Annotated in this window: 15 protein-coding genes; 7 read left to right on the top strand and 8 right to left on the bottom strand. The window is 66.1% G+C overall.

Going from position 1 to position 16,243, the window contains the following annotated elements; all coding sequences use genetic code 11:
- Positions 1 to 151: 151 nt before the first annotated feature.
- Positions 152 to 472, bottom strand: coding sequence for a hypothetical protein (locus tag ACW9H9_RS17325; RefSeq protein WP_457344294.1), 321 nt, complete (start codon positions 470 to 472; stop codon positions 152 to 154).
- A gap of 201 nt (positions 473 to 673) precedes the next feature.
- Between ACW9H9_RS17325 and ACW9H9_RS17320 the strand changes: the two genes are divergently transcribed.
- Positions 674 to 2,182, top strand: coding sequence for a class I adenylate-forming enzyme family protein (locus ACW9H9_RS17320; protein WP_457344295.1), 1,509 nt, complete (start codon positions 674 to 676; stop codon positions 2,180 to 2,182).
- 50 nt (positions 2,183 to 2,232) lie between these two features.
- The gene (locus ACW9H9_RS17315; RefSeq protein WP_457344296.1) at positions 2,233 to 3,213 is read left to right on the top strand and encodes a hypothetical protein; all 981 of its coding nucleotides are present in this window, start codon (positions 2,233 to 2,235) and stop codon (positions 3,211 to 3,213) included.
- 2 nt (positions 3,214 to 3,215) lie between these two features.
- Here the strand turns inward: ACW9H9_RS17315 and ACW9H9_RS17310 are convergent, their stop codons facing one another.
- Positions 3,216 to 3,845 carry a LysE family translocator gene (locus tag ACW9H9_RS17310; RefSeq protein ID WP_457344297.1) on the bottom strand — a complete coding sequence of 210 codons (630 nt, stop codon included), beginning with the start codon at positions 3,843 to 3,845 and terminating at the stop codon, positions 3,216 to 3,218.
- Positions 3,846 to 3,997: 152 nt separating this feature from the next.
- Here ACW9H9_RS17310 and ACW9H9_RS17305 point away from each other — a divergent pair, with 152 nt between their 5' ends.
- Positions 3,998 to 4,471, top strand: coding sequence for an Lrp/AsnC family transcriptional regulator (locus tag ACW9H9_RS17305; protein WP_457344345.1), 474 nt, complete (start codon positions 3,998 to 4,000; stop codon positions 4,469 to 4,471).
- A gap of 12 nt (positions 4,472 to 4,483) precedes the next feature.
- On the opposite strand, the gene ACW9H9_RS17300 is transcribed toward ACW9H9_RS17305, so the two are convergent.
- From ACW9H9_RS17300 to ACW9H9_RS17275, 6 genes are read right to left on the bottom strand one after another with little or no spacing between them, the layout of a single operon-like run.
- Positions 4,484 to 5,416 carry a phosphatidate cytidylyltransferase gene (locus ACW9H9_RS17300; protein WP_457344298.1) on the bottom strand — a complete coding sequence of 311 codons (933 nt, stop codon included), beginning with the start codon at positions 5,414 to 5,416 and terminating at the stop codon, positions 4,484 to 4,486.
- 1 nt (position 5,417) lies between these two features.
- Positions 5,418 to 6,038, bottom strand: coding sequence for a lysophospholipid acyltransferase family protein (locus tag ACW9H9_RS17295; RefSeq protein ID WP_457344299.1), 621 nt, complete (start codon positions 6,036 to 6,038; stop codon positions 5,418 to 5,420).
- A gap of 9 nt (positions 6,039 to 6,047) precedes the next feature.
- Positions 6,048 to 6,491: a hypothetical protein gene (locus tag ACW9H9_RS17290; RefSeq protein ID WP_457374538.1), complete on the bottom strand. Its 444-nt coding sequence runs from the start codon at positions 6,489 to 6,491 to the stop codon at positions 6,048 to 6,050.
- Positions 6,481 to 7,779, bottom strand: a complete 1,299-nt coding sequence (locus ACW9H9_RS17285) for a phosphatase PAP2/dual specificity phosphatase family protein (RefSeq protein ID WP_457344301.1) — start codon at positions 7,777 to 7,779, stop codon at positions 6,481 to 6,483. Before ACW9H9_RS17285 ends, ACW9H9_RS17290 begins: the two co-directional genes overlap by 11 nt.
- Positions 7,780 to 7,781: 2 nt before the next feature.
- Positions 7,782 to 9,530: a bifunctional alpha/beta hydrolase/class I SAM-dependent methyltransferase gene (locus ACW9H9_RS17280; protein ID WP_457344302.1), complete on the bottom strand. Its 1,749-nt coding sequence runs from the start codon at positions 9,528 to 9,530 to the stop codon at positions 7,782 to 7,784.
- Between the two features lie 10 nt (positions 9,531 to 9,540).
- Positions 9,541 to 10,164 carry a CDP-alcohol phosphatidyltransferase family protein gene (locus ACW9H9_RS17275; protein ID WP_457344303.1) on the bottom strand — a complete coding sequence of 208 codons (624 nt, stop codon included), beginning with the start codon at positions 10,162 to 10,164 and terminating at the stop codon, positions 9,541 to 9,543.
- 223 nt (positions 10,165 to 10,387) lie between these two features.
- Here ACW9H9_RS17275 and hflK (ACW9H9_RS17270) point away from each other — a divergent pair, with 223 nt between their 5' ends.
- From hflK (ACW9H9_RS17270) to ACW9H9_RS17255, 4 genes are read left to right on the top strand one after another with little or no spacing between them, the layout of a single operon-like run.
- Positions 10,388 to 12,319 carry a protease modulator HflK gene (gene hflK, locus ACW9H9_RS17270; protein WP_457344304.1) on the top strand — a complete coding sequence of 644 codons (1,932 nt, stop codon included), beginning with the start codon at positions 10,388 to 10,390 and terminating at the stop codon, positions 12,317 to 12,319.
- A gap of 9 nt (positions 12,320 to 12,328) precedes the next feature.
- On the top strand, positions 12,329 to 13,321 hold the full coding sequence (hflC, locus tag ACW9H9_RS17265) for a protease modulator HflC (protein ID WP_457344346.1): 993 nt from the start codon (positions 12,329 to 12,331) through the stop codon (positions 13,319 to 13,321).
- Positions 13,318 to 14,352: a protease modulator HflK gene (hflK, locus tag ACW9H9_RS17260; protein ID WP_457344305.1), complete on the top strand. Its 1,035-nt coding sequence runs from the start codon at positions 13,318 to 13,320 to the stop codon at positions 14,350 to 14,352. Before hflC ends, hflK (ACW9H9_RS17260) begins: the two co-directional genes overlap by 4 nt.
- Positions 14,349 to 16,238 carry a heavy metal translocating P-type ATPase gene (locus ACW9H9_RS17255; RefSeq protein WP_457344306.1) on the top strand — a complete coding sequence of 630 codons (1,890 nt, stop codon included), beginning with the start codon at positions 14,349 to 14,351 and terminating at the stop codon, positions 16,236 to 16,238. Before hflK (ACW9H9_RS17260) ends, ACW9H9_RS17255 begins: the two co-directional genes overlap by 4 nt.
- The last annotated feature ends 5 nt before the right edge of the window (positions 16,239 to 16,243 follow it).

Genomic DNA, 16,243 nt, shown 5'->3' with positions numbered 1-16,243 from the left:
CTTTGCAGGGGGGAATGCTGCGCGAGCCCTGTGGGCGCACCTGAATCTCAAGCGAATGAGTGTGAGTGTCGAACAACCCTGTTCCGGTTCCCGTGCAAGGGCGAAAACCGGCCCCTGCTTCCCCGCCTGGCAGCGCTGATCAGCGCCAGCGTTACCGCTTGGGCAACGTGGTCATGTCACTCCAGTCGGTGCTCACCGCTTTTTGCTCCTTGCGGTTGTACAGGCACAGCTCAGTGCCGGTCTTGCCCTTCATGTGCGGCTGAAGGTACTGGCCTTTGATCAACAGCGCGTTGTAGCCAACGGTGTCGTCAAACAGCGCGGCGGTGCCCGCGGGTCTGGCGTTTTTCAGTTGGCTGATTTTCACGCAGCTGTCGATCACGGCCTTGTCCAGTTGGGCCCAGGCTTCGGGGCTGGAGGCGTGGGCCTGGGTGGCGATGGCCGTCAAGGCCAGTAGCAGGGGGGCTGTTTTCATGGGGAACTCCTGGGGGGTTTCGTCACTGTGACGTGCAACGGTTGGAGCCGATAAGCGCGCGGCGGTTCGGTGCGCCAAGAAAATTCGCGGCAACCTCGTGCCTTCAAGCGTCACGGGGAATAAATCGCCAGGGCCGCGTGTTCCTTTGAGGAGTCCGCGCGTTATCGCGGGTGTTTTCTTCCTGGCCCTCTGGAAAAAACCATGTCGACCCCTTTGTCTTCTGACCACACCCGATTACCTGCGCAAACCCCGTTAGACGCGTTGTTTCGCCACGCCGCTGAGCGGCCCAACGCGATTGCCCTGATTGCCGGGGACGAGGTCTGGTCCTACCACCGTCTCGCCAGCGAGGTGGTGGGGTTGAGTGAGGGGCTGCGCCGTGCGGGCATTGTGCCCGGTGATCGTTTGGTGATGTCGGTCCGCACCTCGCCGGTGTACGCGGTATTTCTGTTCGCGGCGATGATGACCGGCGCCATCGTGGTGCCGTTGAAGATCGAGTTCACCGCACGCGAGTTGAACGAGTTCATGAGCTGGCTGCGGCCCGCCCTGTACATCCACGAGGCGGACCTCGAGCTCGTCGCGCAGCTGGAACTGGGGCAGGCCCGGCGCCTGGACACCCGTGAGCAGGGCGCGCACTCCTGGCGTCAGCTGGTGGGCCCGGCGTCGCCCGGCCAAGCGGTGTTGCCGACCAGTATCGATGCCACGTGCGTGCTGTTGGCCACCTCCGGCACCACCGGCATGCCTAAGCTTGTGGCCTACAACCAGCGAGTCATCTCCCATGTGATGGGCGGGCTCGACGCCTGGTGCATCACCTCCGACGGCTGCGTGATCGGCAGCACGCCGGTGGCGCATGTGTCTGGAACACTGGTGATGCTGGCGGCGGTTACCAATGGGTGCCAAGAGGTGATGATGAGCCGCTTCGACGCCGAGCAGTTGCTGGACATCATCGAGCAATATGGCGCCACCACGTTGTTTGTCGCACCCTTCATCTGCACGCCGTTGGTGGACGCGCAGCGCAAGCGGCCCCGCGATCTCAGCTCGCTGCGCGTATGTGGCGTGGGCGGCGACGCGTGCCGGCCGCAGATTGCCGAAACCTTCGAAAGCACCTTCAACCTCACGCTGGGCAACACCTACGGGCTGACCGAGTGCATTGGCAGCACCACCTTCGGCGAAGATTGCCGCGCCCTGCGCGGCGTGCCCGGGCGCACGCGGCTGGTGGATGCGAACGGCGTCGACGTGGCGCCGGGCACCGTGGGCGAGTTGCTCCTGAGCGGCCCCAACCTGAGCCTGGGTTACTGGACCGGGCCCGGCGACATCATCAGCCATACCCAGGACGGCTGGTTCGCCACCGGCGACCTGATGGTGCAGCAGGACAACGGTGAGTACCGCTTCGTGGGGCGCAACAAAGACCAGATCGTGTGCAACACCGACAAGATTTCGCCGGTGGAAGTGGAGAACCAACTGATCCTGCACCCTGACGTCGCCGACGCCGCAGTGGCCGGGGCGGCCGACGAAGACACCGGCCAGCGCGTGGTCGCGCTGGTCAAGTGGCAGGCCGAGGGGACCACCCCGGCAGCGCTACACGACTGGTTACGCGAGCGGCTGGCGCCGTTCAAAGTGCCCAAGCAGATCCTGGTGGTCGATGTAATTCCTCGCAACGCGCTGGGCAAAATCGACCGGGGCGCGGTCGCGCGCATCATCCAGGCGTCCTGATTAACGCTAGACTGCGGCCCTGTGCCTATCAGCCAGGGACGTGGTCACTGATGAACAAAACCTTTTATCGCGCCGATCAGCGCCTGCCCTTGAGCCCCTCGAACAGCCTGGCACCGGGCCTGGTGAAAATCAGCGGCACCGTGGTGCTGAGGCAAACACGCCTGTCGCCGGTGGACGGCGTGCCGTGTGCCGGTTACCGGTTGAGCATCGAGCAATACATAGGGAGTGATCCGGGCGACCGGATGCAGTGGCAAACGGTGTTCTCGGATGCCCAGTGCATCGACTTCGCCGTCAAGGATGCCCACGGCACTGTGGATATCTGCGCAGAGGGCATCGAGTTAATGAGTGGGGAAGTGCCCGAGTGGGGACGCTACCGGCCCACCGCCGGGCCGAATCGCCAGCAGGGCGAGGTGTTGCTCGATGAGGGGCTGGCCGTGGTGGTCATCGGCACCGCCGTTCGGCGCCACGGGAAAACCGTGATCGCCCGCGGCGAACACCCGGGCAGTGTGTTTGGCGTTGAGCGCTTGCGCACGGTGCAGAACTGGCAGGTGGGGCTCCCCGCCTGGCGTATGTTGGGGCTCTGCGCGCTGCTGGTGGTGGCGTTCAGCATCGCCCTGCTGAGCATCGGCCCGGCGCAGTGGGCCCAGTGGCGGTTGCCCAGCCGGGAAACCTTTCAACAGATGGCGGCGTGGGGGCCTGCATATGAGTGGGCCGCGCTGCTGTATCAACGCCCCGGCCCCACGCTGGCGTTAATGGCGGTGTTCGGCGGCCTGTTGATAAGTGTTGGGTTGATGGGCCTGGCGCGGGTGCTGCTCTATAAAGATATCCACAGGGCGGTGCAGCCGGTGCTGGTGGCCTGGGCCGGCATCGGTGCCGTCACGGGCGGCCTGGTGGTTTGGGCCCTGCTGGCGCTGGCGGTAGACCCGTTCAAAGTGTTGCTGATCTGGCTCAGCGTCATGCTGGCCCTGTTGGTGTTTTGTGCCACCCAGCAACGCGCCTTGCGGGCGCTGCTGGCGAGCATCTTTCGCTAGGCTCAGGCGTTTTGCACAAAGGCCAGCCTCACGGCAAAACCGATCAACACGCTGCCAAACAGCCATTGCTGCACCCGCTGGGCCGAGGCGTTGCGGGCCAGCCACTGGCCGATGCGGGCACCGGCCAGGCCGTAGCCGGTGTCGAACGCCAGCCCGACAGCGACGAGAATCGCGCCCAGCAGGGCGAATTGCGCCACCACCGGCGCGCCGTGGGGGTCGATGAACTGCGGCAGCAACACCGAGCAAAACAGCAGCGCCTTGGGGTTGAGCAGGTTGGTCAACAGGCCGCGCTTGAACGCATCGCGCCAGGCGTGCACCGACGCGGCAGCCGTTTGCGCGTTGAAGTCGGGCAACAGCGTGGCCCGCAGGCACTGCACGCCAATCCACAACAGGTACGCCGCGCCTCCCCAGCGCACCACGTCGAACGTCCACGGCGCGACTTTGAACAACGTCGCCAGCCCCATCCCCGCCAATGCCACGTGGCAGGCCCGCGCCAACCCCAGGCCTGCGGCCGTGGCCAGGGCCATCGCCTTGCCTTGGCGCGCGCCGGTTTGCAGCAGCAGGATCATGTCCGGCCCGGGCAACAGGTACACCACCGCCAATGCGACTAAAAACAACCAGAGCTCTGCCATGTGCCTACCCCTTGCGGCGTGCGATACGGAATGTGTGGGGCCATTTTAGGGGCGAAGGGCGGGGCAGGTGCTTGCGTAGTCAGCCGTAAAGGCGTCTAGTCTTGGCACAATCTGCCACTGACATCGGGCGAAACATTTCATTTATGCCAAATCTGAAACTGGATGCGTTTGACCGCAAAATTCTAGAGGCCCTGCAACGCGATGGCCGCCTGAGCAATGTGCAACTGGCCGACGAGATCGGCCTGTCTGCCTCGCCCTGCCTGCGTCGGGTGCGTCTGCTGGAAGAGGCTGGGGTGATTCGGGGCTACCAGGCCAGCCTGGACCGTGACGAAGTGGGCCTGGGCCTCACGGTGTTCGTGGGGGTCAAGGTGGAGCGGCACAACGATGAGCAGGCCGAGGCGTTCCGCCTGGCGGTCACGGCGCTGCCGCAGGTGATTTCGGCGTTTCTGGTGTCGGGCGAGTCGGACTTTTTACTGCAAGTGGTGGTCCCGGACCTGCGCGCTTATGAGCGGTTTCTGACCGGCAGTCTGTTGAAGTTGCCGGGGGTGAGCGATATCCGCAGCAACTTCGCGATCCAGACCGTGAAAACCCCAGGGGCGCTGCCGCTGGGGCATTTGCCGGTGTGACGCTCGGTGTTTTCAGGTCCACCAGTACCGCACCAGGTGGAAGAAAATCGGCGCCGCAAAACACACCGAGTCCAGGCGGTCCAGCATGCCGCCGTGGCCTTCGATCATATGGCCCCAGTCCTTCACGCCCCGGTCGCGCTTGATGGCCGACATCACGATGCCGCCAGCAAACCCCAGCAGGTTGATCAACAGCGCGATCAAAAACGACTGCCACGGGTTGAACGGGGTGGTCCACCACAGCGCCGCGCCGATCAGCGACGACAGCAGCACCCCGCCCACAAAGCCTTCCACGGTTTTTGACGGCGACAAGTTGGGCGCGATCTTGCGTTTGCCGAACAGTTTTCCGCACACGTACTGCAACACGTCCGACAGCTGCACCACGATCACCAGGTAGGCGATCAACAGCAGGTTGCGCCCTTCGTAACCGACGATGTCCAGGGTCAGCAGCGCGGGCACGAAGGACACGCAGAACACCGCGATCATCAGCCCCCATTGCACCTTGGAGGCGCGCTCCAGGAAGTGCGTGCTGTCGCCGCCCAGCGACGCGAGGATCGGCAACAGCAGGAACACGTACACCGGGATAAAGATCGAGAACAGCCCGTACCAGTCAAAGTAGATCAGCAGGTATTGCAGCGGCAGGGCCAGGTAAAACGCCGCCACCAGCGCCGGGTAATCACTGCGCCGGGTGGGGGTGAGGGTCAGGAATTCGCGCAGTGCGTAGAACGACACCGCGTAGAACAGCAGGATCACCGCGCCGGTGCCCAGCCAGAACGCGATACCGATCACCACCACCATCACCCACCACGCGTTGATGCGTGCGTTGAGGTTGTCGATGACCGCATTCGGCGTGCCCCGGGTGCGCCACTTGAGCGCAAGGCCGATCAGCGAGGCGAGGACCAGGATCAGGCCGATGCCGCCAAACAGCATCAGGGTTTGGCTATCCATGTCAGGTGTGCTCCGGGGCAAGGGCGAGCAGGGCGTCGCGGGTGCGGGCGAGAAACAGCGCCTTGTCTTCGCCGTCTTGCAACTGCAAAGGCGCGCCAAAGCTGGTGGTGCACAACAGCGGCAGCGGCAACACCCGGCCTTTGGGCATGACGCGGTTGAGGTTGGCGATCCACACCGGGATCAGTTCAGCCTGTGGGTAACTTTTTGCCAGGTGATACAGGCCGCTCTTGAACGGCAGCAAACCGTTGTCCAGGTTGCGCGTGCCCTCGGGAAAGAGGATCAGCGAGTCGCCGTTTTCCAGCGCCGCCAGCATGGGCTGCAAGGGGTTGTCCACAGGGTCCTTGCGCTCGCGGTCGATCAGCACGCCATTAAAGACGCGGCGGATAATGTAACGGCGCAGCGCGCTCTGGTTCCAGTAATCGCTCCCGGCCACCGGGCGCGTGAAGGCGCGCAGGTTTTGCGGCAGCGACGCCCACAGCAGCACGAAATCACCGTGGCTGCTGTGGTTGGCAAAATAGATGCGCTGCACCGGCACCGGCGCGCACCCCAGCCACAGGCTGCGGGCGCCGGTGACCGTGCGGGCCATGGAGGTAATCAGGGTGGCGACCACGGGTTCGAGCATGGGGGTTCCTTACGCGGCGAAGGGCAGCCAGGGGCTGGCCAGGATGATACCGAGGGTCAACAGCACCTGCGCCCCCAGCAGGTAGACCTGTTTGCGCAGCAGTTTGAGCGCGCCGCGGCGGCGCTCGGCCCACGGCCGGCCAGCGCGCTTGGCCGATTGCATGCCCAGGGTTTGCAGGGCTTCGTCCAGGTCGGGCGTGCGTGACAGGTCGCGGGCGAGCAGGGCGAACAGGTCGGCGTCGAACGCCACCCGCAGGGCCCAGTACTTTTGCAGCAGGCCCAGGATAATCATCCACAGGCTCAACAGCAGGCAGATCGGCGTCAGGGCCACCAACAGCCATTGCGCCAGGCCAAACACCACGCCCAGCAAGGTCAGGCCTGTGGATAACTGGTCCAGCGAGCGGCCCCGGCGCAGCAGGCTGGCGACCACGTGCAGTTCCATGTCAGCGGGCATGGGGCAAACCCTCCAGGGCTTCACGGTGAGCGGGATGCAGGACCACCTGCCCCCGGGCTGTACGAAGGATAGCCAGTGCCTCATCGACCGTGGCCGCGCGCCCTCTGTTCAGCAGCCAGGCGGCCACCGCCGTGGCACTGCGCGAGTAACCCAGCGCACAGCACACCAGCAGCGGGCCCTGCTGGCGCAGGCGTTCGATCGCCTGCGCGGCGTCCAGGCATTGCGCCGGGGTGGGCGCTACCAGGTCGAGCACCGGCACGCTGCAATAGGCGCGGCCCCGGGGCTTGAGCGGCAGTTCGGCGCACAGATCGACGATGGCCTTGAATGAATCAGCCTCTGCACCTGCGGGAATTCGCCCCAGCCAAACGTTATCCACAACCGGGTCGGGCTGCGGATGCCTGCGTGTCCACAGCCGGGAATTGAGCCACGCCGCTGCCCGATAAGGCGCGAACAACCAGCGCGCCGCTGGGCTGAGTGAACCATCGGCGCGTTTCTGAAACCCCGCCGCCCCCGGCATCAGGTAGTTCACCGCCACCAACCCCAGGGACACCGCTGGCCACAACAGCCACAGCGCCCCGCCGCCCAGCGCACACGCCAACGCGGCAACGGCCAGGCCGCCCCCGGCGTAGCGTAACCCCACGCGCCACCGCTGCCGGTCCCGCGTGAGCCGCCCCTTCAATAGCGGGCCGCGCTGCTCCAGTGGCCACAACCATACGCACAGCCAGCCCAGCAAGGCGCCTGTGGGTAAGTCAATAAAGTGATGTTGATAAGTGGTCAGCACCGACACGCCGATCAACCCGAACCAGCCGTGCACGGCCCAGCGCCACAGGCCCCGGCTGTGCTGTTGGTAAAGTGTCCACAGCACCACCAGCAGGGCGATGTGCAACGACGGCGCCTGGTTGAACGGTTTGTCGAAGCCCGCCAACACGGCAAACAGCCAGCCAAACACGCCGTCCAGTGGCGGGCGCTCGAAGGTGAAGCGCAGCGGCCAGAGCAAAAAGCAGCTCACGGCAATCAACTGCGCGGTGAGCAGGCGCAACGCGTGTTGGTTGAGTGCGCGGCGGCTGTTGGGCAGTAACAGGGAAAACCCGTAAAGCAGGTCAATCGACCAATAGGGCACGATGGTCCAGGCCCAGAAGGGCATCTGCGTTTCCCAGCCAAACACCAGCGTGCCCACATCACTGCGCTGGCTGGTTACCCAGGTGGCCAAGCCGTAGGTGCCGAAAAACACCGGTGCCAGCAGCAACAGCCACAACACCGCCGGTTTCAACAGGCCGGGTTCGCGCATGCTCAGCGCTTCTGCGCCAGTGACACGGTGAAAATCCCCCACTCATCCACCCGCTGGGTGAGCTTGCGAAAGCCCGCCGCCTCGACCAACTGGTCCATCTCGGCCTGGCTGCGCCGCCGCATCACCCACGCCTGGCCCTGGCGATGGCTGGTCAGGGCACGGGCGATCAGTTCCAGCTGCGGGTGCCAGGGTTGGCCGGTGTAGACCAGATAACCGCCGGGCTCCACGGCCTCGGCCAGCCCGGCCAGCGAACCGCCGACCATCGTGTTGTCGGCAAACAGTTCGTACAGGCCGGACACCACCGCCAGCGTCGGGTTGGGCGCCAGCGCGGCCAAGTCTGCCCGGTCGAAGGCATCGCCTTTGACGAAGCGGGCGATGCCCTCCAGGCCTTTTTCGCGGATCAGCGCGCCGCCGTCGCGTACGTTGATGTCGCTGTAATCGCGCAGCAGGATCGATTCGGGCAGCGGCGAAACACCCTGCAACGCCTCCAGAATGTAACGCCCGTGACCGGCGGCAATGTCGACGATCCGCACTTCGCGCCCTTGCTCGCGCAACCGGGCCATGGCCAGGCGCAGCAGTTCCTCTACGTGCAATTTGCGCTGGCGAATGCCGCGCCAGCCGATGGAGTTCAGGTAGTTGGCGTCGATCATCCGCCCCAGCGGGCCTTTGCCGGTGGGCTGGTTGCGGTACACGTAGTCCAGGGTGCTGCCAGAGTCAAAGCCGGTGTCGAACCCAAGCTTCACCCCGCTCGACAGCGTTTTGCCCAGGCCCATGCTGGCGCGGGTCAAGCGCCAGTACAGGTCGCGTGGCGAGTGGCGCGGCAGCGGCGCGGCGAGGGCTTCGGACTCGGCGCAGGTGGCGCCCAGTTTGTCGGCATGCAGCAGGTTGGCGCGGTCCAGTGGCTGCTCGAAATTCTGCAGGATAAAGCGCCGGGCGCTGCCCACCGCCACGGCGCGGTCGCGCTCGCCCAGGGTGTCGTGAAAGAACCCCGGCAAAATGTGCAGCTCTTTTTTAAGGCTGCCCAGGCGGTCGAAAAACTGTTGCTGGGGCGCGCGGTGTACGACGAAGTCGGCGCCGGAAACCAGCAATTGCGTAGGCACCTGGATGGCCTGGGCGTCGGCCACCACCCGGTCGGCGGCTTCATACAGGCCCAGCAGCACATTCACCGAGATGGCCTTGGTGATCAGCGGGTCGCTGTCATAGGACGCCACGCGCGCCGGGTCGTGGCTGAGAAACCGGGCCTTGACGTAACTGTTGACGAAAAAATTGCCACGAAACCTGCGCATCAACGCCAGGCCCGGTCGGGCGAACGGCACGTACAGCTTGACCTTGAACGCCGGTGAGGCCAGTACCAGCGCGCGCAACTGGGGCGCGTAGTCGTGCACCCACGTTGCCGCGATCACCGCGCCGACGCTTTGCGCGATGACCGCCAGTTGGTCGGCCTCGATGCCGTAGGTGGCGCCGATATGGTCGCAAAAGGTCTGCACGTCCCGGGCACTGGTGGCAAAACTGGGGCTGTCCCCGCGCGCGCCGGGGGACTGGCCGTGACCGCGGGCGTCCCAGGCAAAAAAGTCGAAGCCCGGCAGGTCCAGTTCGTCCACCAGGTGGGCGATGCGCCCGGAGTGCTCGTGGCCGCGATGGAACAGCACGATGGCCTTGCGCGGCGCCTGGCTTGGGGCCGCGGGCCAGTGGCGGTAGAACAGGGCCACGCCGTCATGAGTGTCGAAGCTGTGCTCTTGCTGTTCGCGCATCGCAAAGTCCTTATGCAGAAAGGGAAGTGTGCTGTGCTTCGTTCAGGCCCTGTCGTACCCGGTTGAACAACGTATAGCCCAGCAGGAGGGCAACCACCCACATCACCCCCTCCACCCAAGCGTCACCCAGCCAGCCCAGCGCCACGCCGGTGGCCAGCACGCCCAGCACAAAAGCGCGGTCGCTCTTGCCCATGGGCCCGTCATAACGCCGCGAGGCCCCGACCATGGGCCCGAGCACGCCGGCGTACTCGCTGAACAGCGCCAGCAACGTCACCAGCAGCACCGGCACCAGGTTGACGCCGGGGATCAGTGCAAACGGCAGGACCAGCGCGCTGTCGGCGATCACGTCACACAGCTCGTTCAGGTAGGCGCCGAGCCGCGATTGCTGGCCGAATTCCCGTGCGAGCATGCCGTCGATGGCGTTGAGGGCCATGCGCAGGATCATCCACAGCGGGATCAGCGCGAACAGCCACATGTGGTGGGCAAAGCTTGCGATCAACAGGCCCACCAGCAGCGACACCCCGGCGGCGAGCACGGTGATCTGGTTGGCGGTGGTGCCGTTGTCATAGAGGCGTTGTACCAGCGGGCGTAGCAGGTTCTGGAAACGCGGTTTGAGCTGGTAGATCGAGATCATGAGCGGACAGTTCCTTGTCGATGGCCTGCGAAAACTCTGGGGAGTGTGCCGATTTATGTCGAGCCAAACCAGTGAGCACGCCTGTTTCTGGGGGTGTCGTCACGTTTGCAGCCTCGGCGCTTGCACGCGGAAGGGGCGCCCGGGCAGAGATTTGTATCCAAACACAAAAATTTCACGCCTGCCGTCATAAAGTAACCAATTGTTTCTTGGCGAGTGTTGGCGGATGCATGTGGACCTGGACACTGACGGCGCCGCTGTCGAAGGCTTGCCGCGTTTTCAGCAAGGGCTGTTTCATGCCCGGCGTTTAAGGCAGGCCGGTATCGGCCTGGTTGCGCTGGCCGTTGTCGGCTGGGTGCTGGCGCTGTTTGTCGCGCTGTTTGCGCCGCTGTCGATCTGGCCGGTGGTGTTGAACACCGGTGCCCAGGCCTTGCTGGTGCTGATGGCGGGCGTTCAGTCGGCCTGGTGGGTCGCCGACTGGCGGGCCCAGGCGCTGGAGGTCCCGACACCCGCTCCGCTCGAGTCACCGGCCCCGACAGAACCTGCGCGTTGGTTTGAGCGCGGGGTAAGCGTGTTGACCCGCAGCCTGCGGGCTCATATCGGTACGCCCGTGATGTGGCTGTGCGGCACGTCGCTGTTTGCGCTGATCAACCTTCAACAGTTCTGGAACCTTGCGCTACCGGCAGCCCCTGTGGGCGCGTCTGCCAACGTCGGCGCGGCGGTCGCGCTGGTGTTGGCGTTCGGGTTGTTGGTGTTCGAACGCCGGCTGGCGCAGGAAAGCACTGCCCAGTGGCCCGAGGCCGAGCCGTTGGCACAGTTGAGCCGGGTGACGATTACCTGCCTGGTGGTGAGTGGGATTTGCCTGTTGTTTGCCAGCGAAACGTCGGTGTGGCCCGTACGCCTGGCGGTGTTGGTCGGCGTGCTACCGGGGCTGGTGGCGCTGGAGTTTCTGCTCCGGGGCGGGCTGTCGCTGTTCAGCCCGCGCCAGGCGCGCCTGGAACCGCGCCTGATCGCCCACAGTTTTGTGGCCGGGCTGCTGCGCTGGCCGCCGCGCCCGCTGCAGGCGTTGCAGCACGAATTGCACAACCGCTTCGGCATCGACCTGCGCCAGATCTGGGCCTTTACCTACATGCGCCGGGCATTCCTGCCGGTGTTGGTGGTGGTGCTGGCGGTGGGCTGGTTACTGACAGGCGTGCATGAAGTGGCCCTGCAAGGCCGTGGGATCTATGAGCGCTTTGGCAAGCCGGTCGAGGTCTTCGGCCCTGGCCTGCATGTGAGCCTGCCCTGGCCCCTGGGCCGGGTGCTGAGCGTGGAAAACGGCGTGGTCCATGAACTGGCCACCAGCGTCGGCCAGGCCACCCCCGCCGAGGTCGCCCCCGCTGAAGGCCCGGCACCGCTGATCGCCAATCGGCTGTGGGACGCGACCCACGTGAACGATAAATCCCAAGTGATCGCCAGCAGCCGCGACGACAAGCAGAGCTTGCAGATCGTCAACATGGACGTGCGTTTCGTGTACCGCATCGGCCTCACCGACCAGGCCGCGCTCGCCGCCACTTACAACAGCGCCGATGTGCCCACGCTGATCCGCAGCACCGCCAGCCGCGTGCTGGTGCATGCGTTCGCCTCGCGCACCCTGGACGAGTTGCTCGGCGAGCAGCGCAACCGCCTCGCCGACGACATTGGCCAGGCGGTACAGGCCGACCTGCAAGCGCTGGACAGCGGCGTGGAAATTCTCGCCACGGTGGTCGAAGCCATCCACCCGCCCGCCGGGGCGGCCAACGCCTACCACGGCGTGCAGGCGGCGCAAATCGGCGCCCAGGCGTTGATCGCCCGGGAGCGCGGCGCCGCCAGCGAGCAGGCCAACCAGGCGCTGTTGCAGGCAAGCACGGCGCAGGACCAGGCGCAGGCGACCGCCCATGAAGTAAATGCCGACGCCCGCGCCGCAGACTTACGCTTCACCGCCGAGCAAACGGCCTACGCCGACGCGGGCAAGGCCTTTGTGCTGGAACAGTACCTGAGCCAGCTGCGCCAGGGCCTGAGCCAGGCCCGGCTGCTTATTCTGGATCATCGCCTGGGCGCCGGTGGCGCACCGACCATCGATCTGCGTTCCTTTACCTTGCCGGCCGACCCCGTGGCGCCGCGTAAAGCCGGTCAATAAGGAGTTCATCTGTTGAGCGCTCATTCCCACGATCACGGTCATCATCATCACCACCACCATCATCACGGCCATGGCGATGACCACGAGGCTGGCCCTATGCCCTGGCGGCGCCTGGCTTGGGCCCTGTTGCTGGTGCTGTTTGCCGTGGCGGCCGCGAGCCTGGTGCAGGTGCGTTCCGGCGAGGCCACGGTGATCACGCGCTTTGGCAACCCGTCGCGGGTGCTGCTCACGCCGGGCCTGAGCTGGCGCTGGCCGGCGCCGTTCGAGGCGGCGATCCCGGTGGACCTGCGTCTGCGCACCACCTCCAGCGGTTTGCAGGACGTGGGCACCCGCGACGGCCTGCGCATCATCGTGCAGGCGTACGTGGCGTGGCAGGTGCAGGGCGATGCCGACAACGTGCAGCGTTTCATGCGCGCCGTGCAAAACCAGCCGGACGAGGCGGCGCGCCAGATTCGCACCTTTGTTGGCTCGGCGCTGGAAACCACCGCCGCCAGTTTTGACCTGGCGAACCTGGTGAACACCGACGCCGCGCACGTGCGCATCGCCGACTTTGAGGCGCAGCTGCGTCAGCAGATCGATCAACAATTGCTCAGCACCTATGGCGTGCGCGTGGTGCAAGTGGGTGTCGAACGGCTGACCCTACCGTCGGTGACCCTCAGCGCCACCGTGGACCGCATGCGCGCCGAGCGGGAAACCATCGCCACCGAGCGCACCGCCGTAGGCAAGCGCGAGGCCGCGCAGATCCGCTCCGCCGCCGAGCGCGACGCCCGCATCTTGCAGGCCGACGCCACGGTGAAAGCCGCCGATATCGAAGCGCAATCACGGGTGCAAGCCGCGCAGATTTATGGCCGCGCCTACGCGAGCAACCCACAGCTGTATAACTTGCTGCGCAGCCTCGACACCCTGGGCACGGTGGTCACGCCCGGCACCAAAATCATCCTGCGCACCGACGCGGCGCCGTTTCGTGCGTTGGTGGACGGGCCCAAGGACGTGCAGCCATGACCCCGCGCGCAACCCTGGACAGCCCGTGGGTGCAGGCCGGGCGCCTGACCTTTATGGCGCTGTATGCGGTGACGGTATTGGCCGCGCTGGCGTGGGCGTTTTCCAACGTGCGCCAGATCGACCCGCAAGACCGCGCCGTGGTCCTGCGGTTTGGCGCCCTGGACCGCATCCAGAACGCCGGGCTGCTGACCGCCTGGCCGAGCCCCTTCGAGCAAGTGGTGGTGCTGCCCGCGGCCGACCGGGTGCTCGAGCGCCGGGTGGACAACCTGCTGCGCTCCGACGCGGCCTTGCAGGCCGACCGCGTGGCCAGCTTTGCCACACCGCTGAGCGACGCGCTGGCCGGTTCCGGCTACCTGCTGACCGGCGATGCGGGCGTGGTGCAACTGGAGGTGCGGGTTTTCTATAAAGTCACCGAGCCTTACGCCTTTGTGCTGCAAGGTCCCCATGTGTTGCCCGCGTTGGACCGGCTGGTGACGCGCAGCGCCGTGGCGCTGACCGCTGCGCGTGACCTGGACACTATTCTGGTGGCCCGCCCCGAACTGATCGGCACCGACAACGGCGCCGCCGAGCGCCGCGAGCGCTTGCGGGGCGACCTGCTGCGCGGCATCAACCAGCGGCTGGCAGACCTTGGCACCACCGGCCTGGGCCTTGGCATTGAAGTCACCCGTGTGGATGTGCAGTCGAGCCTGCCAGGCCCGGCGGTGAACGCCTTCAACGCCGTGCTCACGGCCAGCCAGCAGGCCGACAAGGCGGTGGCCAACGCCCGCACCGAGGCCGAAAAACTCAACCAGGCGGCCACCCAGGACGCCGACCGCACCGTGCAAGTGGCCCGCGCCCAGGCCAGCGAGCGCCTGGCCGAGGCGCGCGCGCAAACCGCCACCGTGGCCAGCCTGGCACAGGTCGACGACCCCGGTTTGCTGCTGCGCCTGTACCGCGAGCGTCTGCCCAAAATCCTCAAACAGGCGTTGTCCGTCACCACGGTGGACCCCAAGGACGATTCCCGCCTGATTATCCAGGGAGCCGAACAATGAGTGCCGCTGCCGCGCCGATGCTGTCGGGGGCCGAACAACGCAGCGCCGCCCGCCAGTTGACCTTGGCCATGCTGGCCCTGGGCTTGCTTGCGCTGGGGCTGGTGTGGCGCTGGCTGGCGCCGGATCAGAGCGGTGTGAGCCAGTTGTTGCTGGGCGCCGCGTCCTTATTGGTGGCTGTGCCGGTGATGCGCTCGGCAGGGTTCAGCCTGCGGTATCCCAGTTTGCATGGCATCACCGACCAGTTGATCGCCCTGGCAATGCTGGGGGCCTGGGCCACCGGCGACCTGCTGACCGCCGCCTTGCTGCCCATCATCATGATCTTTGGCCATGTGCTTGAAGAGCGCAGCGTGATTGGCTCGCAGGAAGCCATCCACGCCCTGGGCCAATTGACCCGCAGCCACGCGCGCCGGGTGCAGGCCGACGGTGCTCTGGTAGAAGTCGACAACGCCACCTTGCAGCCCGGTGATGTCGTCGAAGTGCGCGCCGGTGACCGCGTGCCCGCCGACGGCGTGGTGCTGTCGGGCCAGGCGAGCCTGGACACCGCGCCGATCACCGGCGAGTCGGTGCCGCTGGAGGCCCGGGTGGGCGTGCCGGTGTTTGGCGGCGCGATCAACCTGGACGGTTTGCTGCGCGTGGAGGTGACGCGCACCGGCGACGAATCGACCTTGGGCAAGGTCATCGCGCTGATGCAAAGCGCCGAGCGCGCCAAGCCCCCGATCACCCGGCTGCTGGAGCGGTATGCCGGCAGTTACCTGGTGCTGGTGTTGCTGCTGGCGGCGGTGACCTGGTTTGTGACCCACGATGCGCAGGCGATGCTCGCCGTGCTGGTGGCGGCCTGCCCGTGTGCGCTGGTGTTGTCGGCACCGGCCACGGCGATCGCCGGTATTGCGGTGGCGGCGCGCCACGGCATTTTGATTCGCAGCTCGGCGTTTCTGGAAGAACTGGCGGACTTGACCTCGCTGGTGGTGGACAAGACCGGCACGCTGACCTTTGGCCGCCTGCGGTTGCAGTCCATCGACACCTCCCAAGCCGACCGCCAGCCGCTGCTGGACCTGGCGGCCAGCCTGGGCTCGGCCAGCAGCCACCCGGTGAGCCGCGCCTTGGCGGGGTTGGGGCAGCAGCCGTGGGAATTGTCGGATGTTCGTGAGCGACAGGGCCTGGGCGTGGTGGCGAATACACCACAGGGCGAGGCGGCGCTGGGGCGCCCGGAGCTGTTCGGGAGCTTGGGCATCGCGACCCCGGCGGTGCCCGAGCATGACGGCCCGATTGCCGGCCTTGCGTTGAACGGGCAGTTTCTGGCGTGGCTGTTGTTGGCCGACAGCGTCAAGCCCGAAGCACGCCAGGCCCTGCTGGAGCTGCGCGAGCTGGGCCTGGGCCGCCAGTTGCTGCTGACCGGCGACCGCCAGAGCGTGGCCGACAGCCTGGCGCGGGAGGTGGGCCTCAGCGACGTTGAAGCCCAGGCGCTGCCAGAGGACAAGCTCAACCGGGTGCTGGGCGAGATCGGCAGCGGCTTTCGCCCCATGGTGGTGGGCGACGGCATCAACGATTCGCTGGCCCTCAAGGCCGGGGTGGTCGGCGTGGCCATGGGCGCGGGCGGCGCAGACATCGCCCTGGCCTCGGCAGACGTGGTGCTGATCGGCAGCGACCTGCGCAGGCTGGGCACCTGTGTACGGCTCAGTCGCCGTTGCCGGCAGACCTTGCAGGTGAACGTCATCATTGGCCTTGGCTGGACGCTGGCCATCGTGGTGTTCGCCGCTTTTGGCTGGCTGGGCGCCGCCGGGGCGATGATCGCGGCGGTGTTGCATAACCTCAGCACGCTGTTGGTGCTGTGTAATGCCGGGCGTTTGCTACGCTTCCAAGAGCCGTTATCGAAGCTCGACAAATAATTTCA

The sequence above is a fragment of the Pseudomonas sp. SDO5215_S409 genome, from assembly GCF_054071325.1.
This window is presented reverse-complemented; position numbering and strand designations above follow the sequence as displayed.